The 19045-nt window shown below is 56.7% G+C and carries 18 protein-coding genes; 11 read left to right on the top strand and 7 right to left on the bottom strand.

From position 1 onward, the window contains the following. Positions 1-13 precede the first annotated feature (13 nt). Complete coding sequence (locus tag DXH95_RS14050) at positions 14-1909, bottom strand: sensor histidine kinase (protein WP_181883688.1); 1896 nt, start codon at positions 1907-1909, stop codon at positions 14-16. Then, on the bottom strand, positions 1896-2543 hold the full coding sequence (locus DXH95_RS14045) for a response regulator (protein WP_115550124.1): 648 nt from the start codon (positions 2541-2543) through the stop codon (positions 1896-1898). Before DXH95_RS14045 ends, DXH95_RS14050 begins: the two co-directional genes overlap by 14 nt. Positions 2544-3004: 461 nt before the next feature. Here DXH95_RS14045 and DXH95_RS14040 point away from each other — a divergent pair, with 461 nt between their 5' ends. Together DXH95_RS14040 and DXH95_RS14035 are read left to right on the top strand one after the other, a co-directional pair. Then, entirely contained in the window at positions 3005-4429 is a 1425-nt protein-coding gene (locus tag DXH95_RS14040; protein WP_115550123.1) for an aldehyde dehydrogenase family protein, read from the top strand. Between the two features lie 41 nt (positions 4430-4470). Then, positions 4471-5775, top strand: coding sequence for a M20/M25/M40 family metallo-hydrolase (locus tag DXH95_RS14035; protein ID WP_115550210.1), 1305 nt, complete (start codon positions 4471-4473; stop codon positions 5773-5775). Here the strand turns inward: DXH95_RS14035 and DXH95_RS14030 are convergent. From DXH95_RS14030 to DXH95_RS14020, 3 genes are all read right to left on the bottom strand, one after another. Next, on the bottom strand, positions 5772-6875 hold the full coding sequence (locus DXH95_RS14030; RefSeq protein ID WP_239016663.1) for a fatty acid desaturase family protein: 1104 nt from the start codon (positions 6873-6875) through the stop codon (positions 5772-5774). The genes DXH95_RS14035 and DXH95_RS14030 overlap by 4 nt on opposite strands. Positions 6876-6915: 40 nt before the next feature. Further along, positions 6916-7365 (bottom strand): DUF1465 family protein, encoded by a 450-nt coding sequence (locus DXH95_RS14025; RefSeq protein ID WP_115550122.1) that lies wholly within the window; start codon positions 7363-7365, stop codon positions 6916-6918. Positions 7366-7483: 118 nt separating this feature from the next. Then, positions 7484-7681 (bottom strand): YdcH family protein, encoded by a 198-nt coding sequence (locus DXH95_RS14020; protein WP_115550121.1) that lies wholly within the window; start codon positions 7679-7681, stop codon positions 7484-7486. 197 nt (positions 7682-7878) lie between these two features. Here DXH95_RS14020 and DXH95_RS14015 point away from each other — a divergent pair, with 197 nt between their 5' ends. From DXH95_RS14015 to DXH95_RS13980, 8 genes are all read left to right on the top strand, one after another. Next, positions 7879-8046 carry a YdcH family protein gene (locus DXH95_RS14015; RefSeq protein ID WP_115550120.1) on the top strand — a complete coding sequence of 56 codons (168 nt, stop codon included), beginning with the start codon at positions 7879-7881 and terminating at the stop codon, positions 8044-8046. 81 nt (positions 8047-8127) lie between these two features. Beyond that, on the top strand, positions 8128-10392 hold the full coding sequence (ptsP, locus tag DXH95_RS14010; RefSeq protein ID WP_115550119.1) for a phosphoenolpyruvate--protein phosphotransferase: 2265 nt from the start codon (positions 8128-8130) through the stop codon (positions 10390-10392). Positions 10393-10507: 115 nt separating this feature from the next. Beyond that, entirely contained in the window at positions 10508-11389 is an 882-nt protein-coding gene (locus DXH95_RS14005; RefSeq protein ID WP_147291750.1) for a helix-turn-helix domain-containing protein, read from the top strand. Between the two features lie 173 nt (positions 11390-11562). After that, positions 11563-12459: a tol-pal system YbgF family protein gene (locus DXH95_RS14000; RefSeq protein WP_115550117.1), complete on the top strand. Its 897-nt coding sequence runs from the start codon at positions 11563-11565 to the stop codon at positions 12457-12459. Between the two features lie 41 nt (positions 12460-12500). Further along, positions 12501-13469 (top strand): tRNA lysidine(34) synthetase TilS, encoded by a 969-nt coding sequence (tilS, locus tag DXH95_RS13995; RefSeq protein WP_115550116.1) that lies wholly within the window; start codon positions 12501-12503, stop codon positions 13467-13469. A gap of 101 nt (positions 13470-13570) precedes the next feature. Next, complete coding sequence (ftsH, locus tag DXH95_RS13990) at positions 13571-15520, top strand: ATP-dependent zinc metalloprotease FtsH (RefSeq protein ID WP_115550115.1); 1950 nt, start codon at positions 13571-13573, stop codon at positions 15518-15520. Between the two features lie 83 nt (positions 15521-15603). Further along, positions 15604-15984 carry a hypothetical protein gene (locus DXH95_RS13985; protein WP_115550114.1) on the top strand — a complete coding sequence of 127 codons (381 nt, stop codon included), beginning with the start codon at positions 15604-15606 and terminating at the stop codon, positions 15982-15984. A 20-nt stretch (positions 15985-16004) separates the two neighbouring features. Continuing rightward, positions 16005-16625 (top strand): DUF3800 domain-containing protein, encoded by a 621-nt coding sequence (locus tag DXH95_RS13980; RefSeq protein ID WP_275401834.1) that lies wholly within the window; start codon positions 16005-16007, stop codon positions 16623-16625. Here DXH95_RS13980 and rpoZ read toward each other — a convergent pair. After that, entirely contained in the window at positions 16622-16966 is a 345-nt protein-coding gene (rpoZ, locus tag DXH95_RS13975) for a DNA-directed RNA polymerase subunit omega (RefSeq protein WP_115550112.1), read from the bottom strand. The genes DXH95_RS13980 and rpoZ overlap by 4 nt on opposite strands. Positions 16967-17094: 128 nt before the next feature. Between rpoZ and DXH95_RS13970 the strand changes: the two genes are divergently transcribed. Next, positions 17095-18303: a phospholipase D-like domain-containing protein gene (locus DXH95_RS13970; RefSeq protein ID WP_115550111.1), complete on the top strand. Its 1209-nt coding sequence runs from the start codon at positions 17095-17097 to the stop codon at positions 18301-18303. Here the strand turns inward: DXH95_RS13970 and DXH95_RS13965 are convergent. Further along, on the bottom strand, positions 18300-18926 hold the full coding sequence (locus DXH95_RS13965) for a class I SAM-dependent methyltransferase (RefSeq protein ID WP_115550110.1): 627 nt from the start codon (positions 18924-18926) through the stop codon (positions 18300-18302). The two genes, DXH95_RS13970 and DXH95_RS13965, sit on opposite strands and share 4 nt — an antisense overlap. Positions 18927-19045: the final 119 nt, after the last annotated feature.

The raw sequence follows: 19045 nt of genomic DNA, 5'->3' as shown, positions 1-19045 counted from the left end.
GGCGCCTTTTTTGCTATCCACTGGTCGATCGGGCAGATTTGCGACCACCCATTTCAACAGGCAACCATAGCGACAATTTACTGCCGGCGCCGAGGTCGCTTTCGATACGCAGATCGGCCCCCAGTTGCGAAGCGCGCGTGTGCATGTTTGAGAGGCCGCGTCCGTTTCCACTCACATTGGCTGCAATAAATCCGCACCCATCGTCTGTGAGAACAAGCTCAACTCCATCGCGACCATCTTTCTTCGAGGGGCAGCAGGCGATGGTGATGCTGGTTGCATGCGCATGCGACAGCACATTGCCCACGCCTTCCTGAATGATACGCAGCATGTGAAGTGCATTGGGAGCGTCGAGCCAATCGAGCGACGGGCAAGGCTCTACACGCCAGACGCACTTCACTCCGGCCTTTTCCATATCTGGCTCCATCCGGTGACGCAGATTGGCGAGCAATGCCACAGCATCGCCCTCGACGGGCGCAAGCGAGTCCACCGTAAGCTTCAAATCGGTTAACGCGCGCTGCAAGGTTTCTTCGGCAACCGGCGCTTCACCTTGCTTTCTGACAACTGCAAGTGCAGTCACCAGGTTCGAGCCAATGCCATCATGCATTTCGCGCATCAGTCGTTCGCGCTCAATTCCAACTGCATGTTCGACTTCGATTTTCTGCCGCGCGCGTTCGCTCGCCGCTAGGGCATGTGTGGCAGTTTCCACCCGTTCTTCAAGGCTGGCATTGAGCGTTTCGACTTCGGTGAGCGCGCGCAGATATTTGCGGCCAACCGACAACAGAAACACACTGAACAACAGGAATCCGGTGAAAGGCTGGACATGAAAGCCCAGCCCCTGCCACCAGTTTACATTGGGTATCCGACCGATATCGTGCAGTCCCAACACTGTGCCAAACAGAACGACTGCAACAAGAGCAAGGCTTTCGAGTGAGCGATTCCGAAACCACTCTCTTATGATCAGACCGCAGACCAACAGTGAAACGAGCAATGTCGCGAGGCTGGTCGCCAGATCGGTCCGGTTGGTCGATGTTATCGCCACACGAAAAATGCACAGAGCAACGCCAATCGCAAATAGCATCGCTATAATCCGGCGGTGATTGGACAGTTTTAAGAACGCCACACAAAAACTCAATGACGCAGCGACCGCGAAGTATAGCGAATAATAGCTGACCTGCTGAAACCAGTAGGGATCAAGCGGCGATTCCTCTGCAAAAAAATGGAAGTCGCGCACGAACCAGAGCAGTCCCGTCATCACCAACCAGAATATTTCGGTTTCCGAACGGCGCGCCATCCACATCACGAATGCCGCAAAGGTAAGGAATAACATTGCATAATTGGCAGCCGCCGAACCCGTCACCCGCCAGAATTGCTGATAGTTGTAGAGCCTGCCCAGCACTTCCTGCGATCCGACCTTGACCGTTCCGACTCCCAGCGAGAATTGCCGGTCCGACCCTACGCGCAGCACCAGCTCGTTGCCCACATCACGCAACAGTTTTTGCGGGACAGGAATGATATAGGGCCGGTTCCAGCCGAGCGTTTGCGAGGTTGCGCTTCGATAATTGCGGAACAGCTCAACGCCGTTCAGATAGACCGTCAGGCGCTCGCGATTATTTTCGGTGTAGATGGCAAGCGGCTCGTCCGGAAGCAGCCGACCGTCAAAGCGAAAGCGTCCCCATGCAGTTAGCTTGCCTGCCAGCTTGGCGCGCGCCTCATCAGACAACCAGAGCGCCGGGGTCTGGCGCTTTTCCCAACCGGCTTCAGGAATTTCATTCTTGTCGGCAAATGCAATTTCACCGCTCAAAAATTCGAGAACACCCGTCGAAGGTGTGGCTGGCGTTGCGGCAGCTGGCACCGCCGCCCAGCAAAGATAAGCGGCGAAGCACGCGACCAGCCATCTAACGAATATCAAGCATGCCCCTGTTCGACGCCTCAAATACTGCTTCGGCGCGCGAATTGACCTCAAGCTTGCGGTAGATATGTTTGACATGCGTGCCCACCGTATGCTGCGAAATACCCATCAATTCCGCGCATTCCGAATAGGTAAATCCGCGCGAAAGCAGGTGCAAGGTTTCCTTTTCCCGATCAGACAGCGGCTCTTCGCTGGTCGAGGCGGGCACAGCTTCTTGGGGAGCGAGCTCCTTCAGCAACAATCGGGCGATGATCGGGCTGATGGGCGAGCCGCCGTTGCGTACCTCGCGGATCGCGGCGACGCATTCACCCAATTTCTGATCCTTCAAAAGGTAACCACGCGCACCAGCGCGGATGGCGTCGAGCACCTTGTGATGATCGGCGAACATGGTGAGCACGAGGATATCAATGTCCGGATATTGCGCCGCGGCCTTGCGGATGAGCGTGGCACCGTCGCCGTCGGGCAATCCGAGATCGCATACCAGAACATCAAAGCCGCCTTCGTCGATCAATTTGCAGCCGGTTGCGACCGAGCCTGCAGAAGCGACCAGTTCAACATCGTCAGCCTGCCGGATTACCTCGGCAATATCTGCGGAGATGCGCGGATCGTCTTCGATGATGGCGGTACGGATCATGCAGGCGACTGTCCCACTAACCGGTCGACTAGACAATGGACCATTTAGCCGCCGCAGATTTCGTCCGCTTCCGTCACAATGGGTCGCGTATCGTGACAGAAGCGGACGGCCCCCGAATAGGACGTCACCGGTCCTGCCGCCATCCCATGAATTGGGGATACCGACACACTGTTCGCGGGATGGCTAAACGACCGCATGCATTGATCCGCGCCGCCGCTGTTGCAGCCTTGCACCGAAAACCGCAAAACCTTCAAGCTTGAACAGGCTTAGATTTCGCTCCTGGCATCGGCTGTATCAGGGAAATTCTAGCCCGTCCCCGTCTCGTTTGGTCGAAAGGCCTGAGGCAAACCTCGGGCTTTTTTAATCGCGCGATTGAAACGCCGGTTGACCTTGGCGGAAAAAGTCCCAAATCAAAACCGAAGCCTCGCTTTCGCGACTCGCTGGGACATAAGGAGAGAGACATGGACAGCTATCTGAAGCACTATATCAACGGCAAATGGGTCGACAGCATCGGTGGCAAGCGCCACGAGGTTATCAGCCCCTCGACCGAAGAAGCATGCACCGAAATCACGCTCGGCACGCAGGCGGATGTCGACGCAGCCGTCGCAGCTGCACGTGAGGCATTCAAGACCTTCAGCCAGACCAGCCGCGAAGAACGTATCGCGCTGATGAACCGTATCATCGAGGAATATAAAAAGCGCATTCCCGATTTCGCTAAATCGATGGCCGCCGAAATGGGCGCGCCTGTCAGCTTCGCGACCATGGCACAGGCCCCGGCAGGCCTAGGCGGTTTTCTGGGCACGCTACCAGCGCTCGAAAATTTTGCCTTCAAGGAACAGCACGGTGCGAACACCGTCGTCTATGAACCCATTGGCGTCGTCGGCCTGATCACGCCGTGGAACTGGCCGCTGAACCAGATTGCCTTGAAGGTTGCACCCTGCATTGCTGCCGGCAATACGATGGTGCTGAAGCCTTCGGAAGAATGCCCAGGCAACGCGGCTATTTTCGCCGAAGTCATGGACGCTGCAGGCGTTCCGCCGGGCGTGTTCAACCTCGTTCAGGGTGACGGCCCGACGGTTGGTGCGGCGATTTCGGCGCATCCGGATATCGACATGGTCAGCTTCACCGGTTCGACCCGTGCAGGTATCCTCGTCGCCAAGGCAGCGGCCGATACCGTGAAACGCGTCCACCAGGAACTGGGTGGCAAGTCACCGAACGTGGTGCTTCCCGACGCGAAGTTCGAAGAAGTTCTGCCGCCGACGGTGCAGGGCGTTCTCATCAACAGCGGCCAAAGCTGCATCGCACCGACTCGTATCCTTGTTCAGAAAGACCGCGCGCAGGAAGCCGCCAATTTCGTCAAGGCGATGTTCGAAGGCACCAAGGTTGGCGACCCGCTGCAGGAAGGCGCGCATATCGGACCCGTGGTCAACAAGGCGCAATATGAGAAGATCCAGGGTCTGATTCAGTCGGCGATTGATGAAGGCGCGACGCTCGAAACCGGCGGCACCGACCGCCCGGCTGATCTCAACCGCGGCTATTACATCAAGCCGACGGTATTCTCTGGCGTAACGCCGGATATGCGCATCGCCAAGGAAGAGGTGTTCGGCCCGGTTGCTACGATCATGGCCTATGACGATCTCGACCAGGCAATCGCCATCGCCAACGATACCGAATATGGCCTGTCGGCTGTGGTTTCCGGCGATCCAGCCAAGGCCGCTGAAGTTGCACCGAAGCTGCGCGCTGGCATGGTTGCAATCAACAATTGGGGCCCGGCACCCGGTGCTCCCTTTGGTGGCTACAAGCAGTCGGGCAACGGCCGTGAAGCCGGCCTGTTCGGCCTTAAGGACTTCATGGAAGTGAAAGCGATCAGCGGCCTACCTGCATGAGCTTTCGCGTGACGAAAAATGTGCGCCAGTCCCTCACCCTCATGGGTGCGGGGCTGGCGCTCGCCTTTTCAGCGCCAGCCTTTGCGCAATTGAGCAAAGCCGAGGTGAAGATGGCCGCGACTGTCGATGCGGAGTATGAACGCTCGGTCGCTTTACTTGAAAAACTGGTAAACCAGAATTCAGGTTCAATGAACTTTGAGGGCGTGCGCAAGATCGGCGACATGATGCGCGCCGAACTGGAGCCGCTGGGTTTCAGGCTGGAATGGCTAGATATGACGGCGGCAGGCCGTGCAGGACATCTGGTTGCGACCAAGCAAGGCAAAAAGGGCACCAAACGCCTGTTGCTCGTTGCGCATCTGGATACCGTTTTCGAACCCGACAGCCCGTTCCAGAAATTCGTCCGCAAGAAGTCAGGTGGCACCGATGAAGCCGAAGGCCCGGGTGCTGGAGACGATAAGGGCGGGATGACGGTGATCGTCGCAGCATTGCGCGCGATGAAGGCGGCAGGAACACTCAAAGACGCCAATATCGAAATCCACATGACCGGCGACGAAGAGGATGCCGGCGATCCTATCGAGATCACCCGAGCGCCTTTGATTGCAGCCGGTAAGCGCGCCGATGTCGCGCTCGATTTCGAAGGGCTGGTACGCGACAATGGCCGCGACATGGGTTCCGTTGCCCGGCGTTCCTCGAACAGTTGGAAACTGGAAGTAACTGGCAAGACTGGCCACAGCTCGCTGATCTTCAGCGAAACCTATGGTGATGGCGCTGCGTTCGAGCTGGCGCGTATCATCCACCGCTTCCGCACAGAGCTGCCCGAGCCCAATTTGACTTTCAATGTCGGCCTCATTGCAGCGGGGCAAGAGGCCGCACTTGACGTAGGCGGAATCCGAGCGACCGCCGCAGGCAAGACTAATATCATTCCGGGCATCGCGCTGGCCCGTGGCGACTTCCGTACCTTGTCCGAGGAGCAGACGGCACGTGTGAAGGCAAAAATGCTGGCGATTGTTGCTGAATCAGCCCCGTTGACCAGCGCCAAAATCAGCTTCGATCCGGGCGCCTATCCCGCTATGGCGCCGACCTCTGGCAACAAAGCCCTGCTCGACAGATTGAACGAAGTAAATCGCGACATGGGGTTAACCGAGATGCCTGCGCTCGACCCGCTCAAGCGCGGCGCAGGCGATATCAGCTTTGTAGCCAATGATGTCGATGGGCTAGCAGGCTTGGGCACCTACAGCCGCGGCGATCATGCCCCGGGCGAGACGGTCGATCTCGACAGCATCAAGCGACAGGCCAAACGGGCCGCGATTTTGATGACGCGTTTGAGTAGAGAAAAGGCTGATTAAGACGACTTTCCTCCACTGACGGAAGACGCCACCAGCCGTGCCAGCAATCCGCGAAGATTGGGATAATTCGCCTTGTCATAATTGCTGCCATCGCCGAATTTGGAAGCAAGGCGGCGGTGAACTTCTGGCAAGGCATGATAAGGCACGCTGGGTACCAGATGATGCAGTGCATGATAGCGCAGGCCAACCGGTGCCCAGAACTCGCCCATAATCCCCGGCGGCGGCACATTGACGCTGTCGAGATATTGCTCGGTAACGCTTAACACCTCGCCATCATTTTCCCACAAATGCGCTACCAGAGTGCGGACTTGGTTCAGCACCAAGGCTGCGGCGACAATGGTAAGATAAATCAGGAACGCGTTTAGCGGGATCCAGCCGATCGCAACCGCCGTCAGCACACCGATAGACCACAGGCTTGCTCCGGTTTCCATGATTATCCAGTCGCGGCGAAACTCTCCTTCGGGCAATGCGCGGCGATAGGAGGGGTTTATCGACAAGGTCGAAAAACGCGCAACGGTTTCTCGTCTGATCCAGGGACTGATCAGGGACAGCGGCGAAAGAACCGCAAATCTGAACAGAAACCCGATCGAGCCCAAAGCAGCGACTGCCATGAAGAAAACCAGCATATGCGGCTTCATCAGTGCAAGTGGCAGATATTCCGGGTCCCGATCGGTTCCATAACGCATCTTTGAATGGTGCTGGTTGTGGGTGTCTTCATAGGTGAAGGACGGAATCAGCATCGGGATTCCGACCAGAAAATTCCACACCCAGCGGAAGCCCGGCACATGATCGCGCTTCATATGCGTGATTTCATGGATGAATAGCGCAGCGCGGTAGAGGAAGGTAATCGCGATTGCAGCACCTGCAAACTGGATTACCAATGACGATCCAGACATCGCGAAATACAGACCAATATAGCCGACCAGCGCCGACCCAAGAAAGTCGGGCCAGTAGATGCCAGGTTTAGCAATGCTGAATTCTCGAGTCAGCGCTGCGGCTTCGCGGATAAGGTCATTGTCCTCGAACGCTTTTGCCTTGGTGGATGTCACATCGGTCATGCGCGCCATATAAGGTGCTGACGCCTCCAGGTCACGCCCCATCGATTGCAAAACTTTCCGATTTGAGTAATCGGCGCGCAAATCAGAAGGCTTGGCGCAGCTTTTCGATCATCCTGTGGGGCGCCGGTACTTCTTCATTCGAGCCATAAACATTGCTGCTGACGCGCTGAACGCGATAGTAAAGATCCTCGCTGGCGGTAATTAACGATTGGGCCTCGTCGGGCATACGGCCAACCATCCAATCGTCTGTAGCAGGCGCATAGCCAAGCTCGTCAAGCTCACGCAACGAATCACTAGGGTGGATTTCACCTGCCCGGATCGCCTTTTGATTGAGCAACCACGCGATGACATGCATCAGTCGGGTTGTGACCTTCAGTGACTCGCAAGAAAATGCCACGGCAACCTCGGCAGAGCTGATCTGCCGGGTCCGGTCACTGTCGAAATAGGATCTCGCCTCGTCCGCCAGCACCATCGCTTCGGTATAGAGACTGTCGATCAATTTCGGGGTCAATTGATATTGCAGGTCCTGCATTTCAGCAGAATGGCAGACAATTACTGATTCTGGCAGCCGCTATTTCTGACTTTTCCACTGCGTTCAGGCACATGTTCCATCATGACACGTTAACCTTAAGCTATATTAATACTATTTTTCAGGCAATTATGTCAGGCACTAACTGGTCTTCCAACGCCATAATCCTGTCTTTCAAGGCCAGTTTCCGGCGTTTTAAACGGGCAATTTGCAATTGATCAGGAACAACTCGTTCCTGCAGCGCAAGAATCGATGCATCCAGGTCGCGGTGCTCGATTTTCAGCACTTCAATTTGCTGCCGGATACCTTCGTCGTTCATGGCGCCCCAAATGGTTGGTTCTGTTTTGCCAGCGTGATAGCCCCGCTTGACGCATGTCGCCAGAATGAAATTGGATTACGACAAACTGGACCCTTTTTCGCAAGACAGCCTGTGGAAAACATGATTTACTTTCCCCCTTGGCTCGGGTGAGTCGAAATGGATCGACTCTCCTCGCGGCAAGCAAGAAGGAGATAGCGGTGAGCGAAAATCATCTGTCGGCCCTGCGCCTGAAACATGCAGAACTCGAAGCCCAACTCGAACGAGAAGAAACCCGGCCTCACCCCGACGATGATTTGATCCACCGCCTTAAAAAGCAGAAATTGCAGCTCAAAGACGCAATGGCACAGGAACTGATGTCGGCCTGACAAAAGCATGCATACGTAATTTTTTCGGTTGATACCTGCTGGGGTATCGCAAGCGCCCATGCCATCTGCTAACCGGGTGGCATGGAAAGCGCAGCTATAGCCGCACGTAACATTTTGACCGGCCTGCACGAGGTGATGGCATCGGGCAATCATGCGCAGGCGAAACTCAATCAGGTCGTCAATATTATCGGCGAAGCACTGTCGAGCGAGGTGTGCTCGATCTATTTGCTTCGCGATGGCGTTTTGGAACTTTACGCCACACGAGGCCTGAATCAGGACGCTGTGCACGTCACCCGTCTTGGCTTTGGTGAGGGACTTGTCGGAACAATAGCCGAAAATGTCGAAACGCTGAATCTGGATGAGGCTGCCGCCCATCCCGCTTTCCGCTATATGCCCGAAACCGGCGAAGAACGCTTTCACAGTTTTGCTGGCGTTCCGATCGTTCGATCCGAAAGGGCGGTTGGCGTATTGGCCGTTCAGCATGCAGATCCGCGCAAATATGCCGAAGTTGAAATTGAGGCGCTGCAGACCACCGCAATGGTCTTGTCCGAGCTGATTGCTTACGCAGGCCTGATCGACGAAGCCGGAACCATTGGCAGCAGCCAGATCGGTACCGTCGTGTTGACCGGCTTGCCGCTTGTGTCGGGTGTGGCAGCAGGCACTGCAATTTTTCACCAGCCCAATGTCCGGATCGAACATACCGTTGCCGAAGATACAGAGGCGGAGCGGGCGCGGGTCTATTCAGCTTTTGACAAGATGCGCGAGCAGATCGACCGCATGGCGAATATGGCCGAATTCGGAGCCGGCGGTGAGCATGAGGAAATTTTGGCGACCTATAAGATGTTCGCCTATGATGAAGGCTGGTCGCGGCGCATCAACGAAGCGATCGACAGCGGCCTAACCGCTGAAGCCGCCATTGAGCGTGTACAGCAACGCACCCGGATGCGGATGCGGCAGATTGATGACCCTTTGCTCGCCGATCGCATGCACGATCTGGAAGATCTGTCCAACCGTCTGCTGCGGATTGTTTCGGGGCAGATGAGCACTGCTGCGCAACTGGGCCTGAAACAGGATTCGATTCTTGTCGCCCGCAACCTTGGTCCTGCTGAACTGCTCGAATATGACAAAAGACGGCTGCGCGGGGTCATACTTGAAGAAGGCTCGCTGACCGCGCATGTCACAATCGTCGCCCGGGCGATGGGTGTTCCGGTGCTCGGTCGCGTGGCAGGCGTGCGCCAGACAATCCTCGATGGCGACATGCTGCTGCTCAACGCGGACGAAAAAACTGTCATCGTCCGCCCGGCAGCTGCCGTTCAGCAGGCATTTTCCAGCGAGCTTGCCGACCGGCAGAAAAAGAAAGCCCGCTACGCCGCATTACGCGACGAACCCTCGGTTACCAAAGATGGCAAAAAAGTTACTTTGATGATCAATGCCGGGTTGCGCGATGATGCGCTGGCCATTGGCCTTTCGGGTGCCGAAGGCATCGGCCTTTTCCGTACGGAATTCCAGTTTCTGATTTCAGCAACTCTTCCACAACGGGAACGTCAGCAACGTTTCTACCGGGAGGTCCTTGACGCTGCTGGCGACAAGCCGGTGGTATTCCGCACGATTGATGTCGGTGGGGATAAGGCGCTTCCATATCTGAAACATGTGTCTGACGAGGAAGAGAATCCGGCGCTTGGATGGCGCGCGCTTCGACTGGCACTCGATCAGGAAGGGCTGATGAAGGCGCAGGCGCGGGCGCTTTTGGAAGCCGCAGCAGGCCGGAATTTGAACGTCATGTTTCCGATGGTATCGGAACCTTGGGAATTTGACGCGGCCAAGCAGGTATTTGAAACACAGTTGGAATATTTGGCAAGTCGGAAGAAACAATTGCCCTCGCGCATCCGCTACGGCGCGATGCTCGAGGTTCCGGCGCTTGCCGAAGTGCTCGACGTCCTGCTTCCCAAAATCGATTTCCTGTCGATTGGAACCAACGACCTGACCCAGTTTCTTTTCGCCGCGGATCGCGCCGACCCTCGTTTGGCCGAACGTTATGACTGGCTAAGTCCCGCCATATTGCGATTTATACGCCGAGTGGTTTTGGCCTGCCGCGAGCACAAAGTTGATCTTGCGGTTTGCGGTGAAATGGGAGGACGTACGCTTGAGGCTTTGGCGTTGATGGGAATAGGCATCGACCGCCTTTCGATCACGCCTGCCGCAGTCGGGGCCGTGAAAGCCATGGTTCGTTCGACCAATATGGCAGACGTCGAAGGATTTATCGAAGAATTGCTCTCCAATCCAACCGCAAATTTCCGACAGGAAATATCGAACTGGGCCAGCAAACAAGGCGTGGAAATTGGCTGACTTTGGCTGATTTTCCAAAGGCACACACCGCATTACACATTGACTTTCGTTATAGCATAGGCATTGTTCGCACACCGCCCGGCAGAGGCGACCAATCGGGTCATTGGAGAACAATTTGAGCGACGAACGCCTTGACGACGGCACACCTCCGGGCGCGCCGGAAAATGCCGAATTCCGTTTCCAAACGGTTGGGGAGCAGTTAAAGGCTGCGCGCGAAGCTCAGGGTCTTTCGTTGACCGAAGTGGCAAGCCGCACCCGGGTACCGATGCGGCATCTGGATGCAATCGAACGCTCCGAATTTAGTGCGCTGCCTGGCACGACCTATACCGTCGGATTTGCACGGTCCTATGCAAAGGTGATGGAGCTGGACGATGTAAAGCTCGCCAATGACCTTCGCGAAGAACTGGCGCAGGGTGGCTATCAAGGCACGACCGCTCGCATGCCTGCTTATGAACCGGCAGACCCCGCGCGGGTACCGCCGCGATGGCTGGCTTGGTCGGCTGCGGCTCTGGCGCTAGCCGTGTTGATTGCGTATTTCGTGTGGCGCAGTTTTGCACTTTCGAGCGACGCCCCTTCGCCGGAAGCGACCAAGGTTATTGCTGAAGCTGAAATCGGCAAACAGAATGCGGCATCATCACCTGCATCAAATACCGAGGCAATCGATCCAAAAGGAGAGGTCGTCATCAGCGCTACCGAAACCGTATGGCTGAAAATCTACGACAAGGACAATAAGCGGCTGTACGAAAAGGAAATGCAACCTGGTGAGCGCTACATCGTCCCCGCTGATGCGCAAAATCCGATGATCGTAACCGGTCGCCCGCAGGTTTTGAACGTCACAATAGGTGGCAAGCCGGTTCCACCGCTAGGTAGCGGCGACAAATCAATTGCCGATTTGGAGGTAAGTGCTGCAGCCTTGCTTGCACGCAAACCGGTTCCACCGGCCGAAACGACTTCTGCCAATGTTTCTGAAACGGGCGGAGCAGCGTCGGTCCGATAGGTGAAATTGCTTGGCAATACCGATTTGGATCAAGCCAGAATCCACAGGAATTTACTTCAACTTCCGCCAAATCTGCCCAATAGGCTTTATTGGCCCTCCGCGCTGCGTTATGCCCGAAGGCCATATCGACGCAGCGGCGGCTAAAGCGTGCGGATGAAACAGGGAGAGTTTGCATGAAGATTGTCTATCTGCTGTCAGCGGCGGCACTCGCGCTTGCCCCTACGATCGTCCATGCGCAGGACACCAACGTCGAAGGCCGGGTGACCAAGCTCGAAAAGGAAATGCGCTCGGTCCAGCGTAAGGTTTTTCCCGATGGTGCTGGCAAGTTTTTTGAGCCCGACATTCAGGCTGACCCTGCCAAAGCCGCGACATCAGGCACGCCCTCCGCTTCGGCTGTTACCGATCTAATCGCACGCGTCGATGCACTGGAAACACAGCTTGCAACGCTAACCGGTCAGGTCGAGCAACAAGGTGCCAAAATGACCTCGATGGACAGTCGCCTCAAGGAGTTGGAGGCGCAGATCAAATCTGCATCGGCAGCAGCGGCTACGCCGGAACCGAAGCCCGTTGCAGTGGCACCCAAGCCCGCCCCCGCCGCAGCCAAACCAGCTCCTACGCCGGCAAAACCCAGTGCTAGTCGGACCGCTGCGGTCGCGGCTATCCAGAAACCTTCGACCGGCGACGCTTTTGAAGACGGTTACAGCTATGGCTACCGCTTGTGGGAATCCAAATTCTACCCCGAAGCACAGGTTCAATTGCAGGAAACCGTGTCCAAATACCCCAAGCACAAACGGGTGAGCTATGCACGCAACCTGTTGGGGCGCGCTTGGCTCGATGAGGGAAAACCGGCAACTGCGGTGAAAATCTTCTACGACAATTACAAGAACGACCCGAAAGGCGACCGGGCACCAGAAAGCCTGTATTTCCTTGGTGAAGCCCTGACCGATTTGAACAAAGCGGCAGAAGCTTGCGAAGCCTTTGGCCAATTGGCCAGTGCCTATCCGGCTGAAGCCAGCGGCAGGCTTGCGGGCCGGCTTGCGGAAGGGCGCAAAAAGGCCAAGTGCAAATAAGCCGATAGCCAAGCTGCAAGGGCAGGGTTAAGGCCTGCCACATGGTGGAATCGTCGGCCAACATTCTAGCGGAATTCAGCGCATCGATGCGTCGGCTGACGGCTATTAATCCCGCCACATTGGAAGCACCGCACATCGGACTTGCCGTATCAGGTGGGCCAGATAGTTTGGCTTTGTTGCTGCTTGCACATCAGGCATTTCCAAAAGCCATCCATGCGGCGACGGTAGACCACGAGCTTCGACCGGAAGCGAATGATGAGGCCCATTATGTCGCCGGATTGTGCGCGGAACGTGGCATACCCCATGCGATTTTGAAGCCCGAACGCCCAATTACCGGCAACCTCCAGTCGGCAGCGCGCGACGCACGCTATGGTCTGCTTCATAAATGGGCTGCTTCCCATGGGCTGAATTGGATTGCGACTGCGCACCATGCCGATGACCAGCTGGAAACATTGCTGATGCGGATCGCACGGGGCAGCGGTATTGCTGGGCTTTCGTCAATCCGAGAAACCAATGGCCGCATCATCCGGCCACTGCTGGGTTTCACCAAAGCGCAACTGGTTGCCGTCTGCCAAGAGCAGGGTGTGATCCCTTGCGAGGACCCGAGCAACGCCAATGTCGATTTCGACCGTGTGCAGATACGCAACTGGCTGAAAACTGCGCCGCCGCTTCTAAATGCGGCACGCGTTTCGCGCACTGTAGACGCGGTCCGCGAGGCGCATGAAGCCCTCGAATGGATGGCGGCCAGACTGCAGCCGGAGCGGATTGCGGTATCCGAAAATCCCGGTACCACGCTCGACCCGGCAGGCCTTCCGCCCGAGCTGGTCCGACGCTTGCTTATCCGTGCCTTGCAAAGTCAGGATGCGCACATTGCCCCGCGCGGCGAGACAATCGACCGCGCGCTCGAAACGCTTGCAGCGGGTGGAAAACTAAGCGTCGGCAACCTTTTGTGCACAGGCGGCACTCTGTGGCACATTGAACCTGCACCCTTGCGCGGCGAAAATCGTTAGAGAAATCGGATTTTTCACGCATCTGGGCGAAAGGCTTATATTGCCATTCACCTTTTGTGACCTACATTGGCAAGACTGACCGGATAGGACTCATATACGCCATGAACGACGAACAGGAACCCAAAGGCAATCCACTGGCCCGGAATCTGATGATCTGGACCGGGATCATGGTTGCATTGTTGCTGGTGGTTTCGATCTTCAGTGGGTCGGGCAGTGATGCCGCGACTGGCATGACCTATTCCAGTTTCCGTGACAAAATTGAAGCTGGCGAAGTCAAATCTGTGTCCATCGGCCCGGACAAGATCACCGGCACGCTGACCAGTGGCGAACAGGTAGCGACCGTACCGATCCCCGGCGATGCCGATCTGTACAAGCTGCTCGATGAAAAGGGCGTCGATGTTCAGGGTAAGCCCGAAGAGCAGCCCAGCCTTTGGCTGATCCTGCTCTATCAGGCGCTGCCTTTCCTTCTTATCCTCGGCATTGCATTCTTCGTGCTGCGCCAGATGCAGAAAGGCGGCGGCGCTGGTGGTGCAATGGGCTTTGGCAAATCCAAGGCCAAGATGCTCACCGAAAAGCATGGCCGCGTCACGTTCGACGACGTCGCCGGCATCGATGAAGCGCGCGAAGAGCTGCAGGAAATCGTCGAATTCCTGAAAGACCCGCACAAATTCAGCCGTCTCGGCGGCAAAATCCCCAAGGGGGCATTGCTCGTCGGTTCGCCGGGTACAGGTAAAACCTTGCTGGCTCGTGCAATTGCGGGCGAAGCAGGTGTGCCCTTCTTCACCATTTCAGGTTCGGACTTTGTCGAAATGTTCGTCGGCGTTGGTGCGTCTCGCGTCCGCGACATGTTCGATCAGGCCAAGAAGAACGCCCCCTGCATCGTCTTCATCGACGAAATCGACGCTGTTGGCCGCAGCCGTGGCGCGGGCCTTGGCAACCAGAATGACGAGCGCGAACAGACGCTGAACCAGCTGCTCGTCGAAATGGACGGTTTCGAGGCGAATGAAGGCATCATAATCATCGCCGCGACCAACCGTCCCGACGTGCTTGACCCTGCTCTGCTCCGCCCCGGTCGGTTCGACCGCCAGGTCGTCGTACCGCGCCCCGATATCGATGGCCGCGTCAAGATTCTGGGCGTTCACATGAAGAAAGTGCCCTTGGCTCCCGATGTCGATCCGCGCGTGATTGCGCGCGGCACGCCCGGCTTTTCGGGTGCCGACCTCGCCAATCTTGTTAACGAGGCCGCGCTGCTTGCAGCTCGCCGTGGCAAGCGTCTGGTCGCAATGAAGGAGTTTGAGGACGCCAAAGACAAGGTGATGATGGGTACCGAGCGCCGCTCGATGGTGATGACCGAGGACGAAAAGCGCATGACGGCCTTTCATGAAGCTGGCCACGCCATCGTTGCGATCCATGAACCGGCTTCGGATCCGATCCACAAAGCCACCATCATCCCGCGCGGTCGTGCACTGGGCATGGTGATGCGTCTGCCCGAACGCGACAATTACAGCTATCACCGCGACAAGATGCACGCCAATCTGGCGGTCAGCATGGGCGGTCGTGTCGCTGAAGAACTGGTCTTCGGCTATGACAAGGTCAGCAGCGGTGCATCGGGCGATATCCAATATGCAACCAGCCTTGCGCGCGACATGGTGACCCAATGGGGCATGTCTGATGAAATGGGCCCGCTGCAATATGAAGAAAAGCAGGATGGCTATCTCGGCTATGGCTATAGCCAGCGCTCAGCCATGTCGGACGAAACCGCCAAAAAGATCGATGCCGAGATCCGCAAGCTGGTCGAAGGCGGCTATGCAAAGGCGACTGCTTTGCTTAAAAAGCATCGCAAGCAGCTCAACCTTCTGGCAGAAGCTTTGCTCGAATTCGAAACGCTGTCGGGCGATGAAATCACGCAGTTGCTCAAAACCGGAAAATTCGAACGCGATGGCAGCAAGACGGTACAACCAACCGATATACCAACTGTTGGTACCGCCATTCCAAAGGCGGGTCGAGGCAAACGGACAAGCGTTGGTGGAACCAGCCCGCAAGGTGCGTGAGGGCACGGCTTAGTACGCTGATTCACTTGCCATTCAAAATGGCGGGCTTACCGTCCAGCGGGTAACTGACTGGAGATTGGTAAATGCGGAATATCGGAGTGTTTGTATGTTTTGCATTGGCGGCGCTCGCGGCTCCCGCCGTCGCTGGTGCCGGCGACATGAATGTTGCAACATTCCTCGCCAAAGCAGACGCACTGAAGGCTAAGGGGCTGGGCGCGCTCGGTTCTCCCGATATCAAGCTTCTCTACAGCGAAGCGAATGCAGCGGGCAAAACATATCGCGAGACAATAGCGGCCGACAAAAAGGCGGGACGTGCTCCGCATAGCTGTCCGCCGAAAAAGGCAGCCTTGAACTCCGATCAACTCCTCGCCCATTTGCGGACCTATCCGGCTGCTGTCCGACCCAAGACGACAATAACGACGGCGATGTTCGATGTGATGAAGAAGCGCTATCCCTGCACCTGAACGCGCGCTAGCATCGAGCTATGCCAATATATTGCGATGAGTCAGGTGGTGTCGGACGCGGGGTGATGACCCTGGCCGGAATCGACATTGAAGAGGACAAGGCCGAGGCGCTGATTGCCCGCTTTCGAACGGTTACGGCTTATCATGGTGAAGTCAAAGGCAGCAGAATCGATCTAGCCGAACGCGCCTTGCTTTTCGAACTCGTCAAAGACAGCGAAGCCCAGATCATGGTCGGCATCGCAATATCCGCATTGGTACCGGATAAAAATGCCGATCGTGGCGACCACGATACCGACGTTTATGCCGCATTGCTCGAAGATGTTGTGAAAGCGATGCTGCCCGATTTGCCCATATGCGACAGCGTGATTATCGATGACGGGCGTTATGGACCTGAAACCTTGGCGGCAATCCGCACCGATATTGCCAAACTGGTCGGGCCCTGCGGGACAACCCAGCTGGAACACAGCCACCGGCTGGCGGGGCTGCAAATCGCCGATGTTATCGCCAACACCTTTTTCAACCGCGCATTGGTCACCGAACGCCAAGGCCGGATAGCAGCCATAGCTGCCCCACTGCTCGAAAGCGGGCAGATAAAGATGCGGGTATTGGGCGGCGGGGAAGAGCCCCCGCCTGCCGATTAACGGTCGTAGTCGCGGGCGACGCCAGCACTGCGGGCAGGCGCGGCAGCGGTCAGGCGAAGCGCCTCTGCCGATTTGGCGAGCGAGCCGATTTCATCGACTTCTTCGTCCTCGTCGACCTGAACCTTTTGCAGCGACTGCGTCAGGCCTTCCTTCAGATGTTCCGGACGGACGGTTTCTTCAGCGATTTCGCGCAGTGCGACGACAGGATTTTTGTCGCGATCACGATCAACGGTCAGCTCCGCACCGCCAGAAATCTCGCGTGCGCGCTCTGCAGCGAGCAAAACAAGATCGAAACGGTTGGGGACCTTATCGATGCAATCTTCAACGGTAACGCGCGCCATGTCGGCTCCTGAATCACTTTGAATGTGTGGAAAGTCGAGCGCAATTAGGGGTTGAGGCCCGACTTGTCAACGGAAAGCACGCGCTTGCGCTGGTTGCGTGTCGCGGTGCGACCTCTTATCTGCCCACTATGGAGGCATCGAAAACCGCATTGGAATTACCGGGAAAGCGGTTCGAAATCGCCGGAAATATTTTGTACATCCTGCACGATCCAGAGGAACGCCTGCAAAGTCTGCTGCGGCTGATCGGGTCGGCGACACATAGCCTGACGCTCAGCATGTATATGTTCCATAACGATACCAGCGGAACCGAAGTGCGCGATGCAATCGCCGAGGCGGCGCTGCGCGGCGTGAAAGTAGATGTGCTGGTCGACAGCTTTGGTTCGTCAAAAGTCCCGGCATCCTTCTTCCAGCCCATAGCCGACGCGGGCGGTAGCTATCATTTTTTTAGCTCGCGCTGGCGGCTTTCCTATTTGATCCGCAACCACCAGAAACTATTGGTAATCGACGATGAGCACGCCTTGATTGGCGGGTTCAACATCACCGACCAATATTTCGGGCGACGCGGAGACGATAGCTGGGAGGATCTGGGCCTGACCATATCGGGGCCGGAAGTCGCGCGCATTTCGACTTATATTTCAGAGCTGATCCGGCTTTCGGCGGATGGCGGCGTGCGGCTGCTAGCATTGCGGCGGTTGATCCGCACCTGGCAGCCGGGGGACGGGCCTTTGCAATGGCTGGTAGGCGGCCCGACCAACCGCATCTCTCCCTGGGCGCTGGCCCTCAAGCGCGATCTGCAAAATGCCCGCACAATAGACATTGTCGCCGCCTATTTCTCACCTACGCAGACAATATTGCGGCGGTTGGCATCGACTGCGCGCAAGGGCGGCGATGTAAGGCTGGTGCTGGCGGGCCGGACCGACAATGGCGCGACCATCGGTGCTGCGCGTATCCTCTATGGTTATCTGCTGAAGAGAGATGTGCAGATTTGCGAATACCAGCCGCAACTGCTCCACACCAAGCTGCTGGTGATTGACAATGCCTGCTATATCGGTTCGGCCAATCTCGATATCCGCAGCCTGTTCATCAACAAGGAGCTGATGCTGCGGATCGATGATGCCGGGCTGGCAGACTATCTGCGCAGGTTGGCTGGTGGACTGGCGAGGGCAAGTAAAATCCAAACCACAGCGGCGCATCGCAACCGTCTAACTTGGTTCAACCGTTTTCGCTGGTCGCTGGCTTATCTGCTGGTCAATAGCGTCGACTATAATATCGGGCGGCGCATTTCGCTGCGCATCACCCAAATGCTGCAGAAGCGCCTGCCGGGAAAGAAGGCTTAGCCTTTCCAGCCCCAGAACAGGTAACAGGGCAGAACGTTCCAGAATTCATAGCCATTGTCGATGCGCTTGAAATGCGGTTCCATGAAATCGCGCGCACGGGCACGGAACTGATAGACCAGAAACGCGCCGCCGGGGCGGATGGCCTTGCCGGTTTCTTCGGCAATTTTGGGGCCGAGATCGCCGGGCAGCGTCGAAAACGGCAAGCCAGACAATACATAATCGGCATGTTCGAAACCAAAACCGCGGATGATATCATTCACATCTGCAGCCGACCCGTGCACCGCAATGAAGCGGCTGTCGCGGAAATGCTTGCGCAGAAATTCGATGAAATCGGGGTTGGTTTCGATCACTAGCAACGTCGCATCCGGACGCAACCTGTCGAGCACCGGCTGGCAGAAGGTGCCGACGCCGGGGCCATATTCGACGAACAACTTGCATTCGTCCCACTTTACCGGAGCAAGCATTTTTTGCACCGTCCAGCGTGACGAGGGTATGATCGAACCGACCATCACCGGATGCTTGAGAAAGCCTTTGAAAAATACGCCCCAAGGACCGAAAAATCGTTGCACCGATGTCTTGATGCGTTCGATCTTCGAAGTGAGTGCTACCGAACCGTCGTTCATCAATCCGCCTTAGGGCTGTAATACAGTAGTCGACTGCACTCGCAAATGCGCGCGCGCGATGCAAGCCGGTTAAGCAAAAAAGTCGATAAAACGACCGCGCGGGGTTGCCCCAAACGTAA

Origin of the sequence: Sphingorhabdus pulchriflava (assembly GCF_003367235.1) — a bacterium.
GTDB lineage: Bacteria > Pseudomonadota > Alphaproteobacteria > Sphingomonadales > Sphingomonadaceae > Sphingorhabdus_B > Sphingorhabdus_B pulchriflava.
Note: the sequence above shows the minus strand (reverse complement) of the source record. Positions and strands in the feature narration are given on the sequence as shown.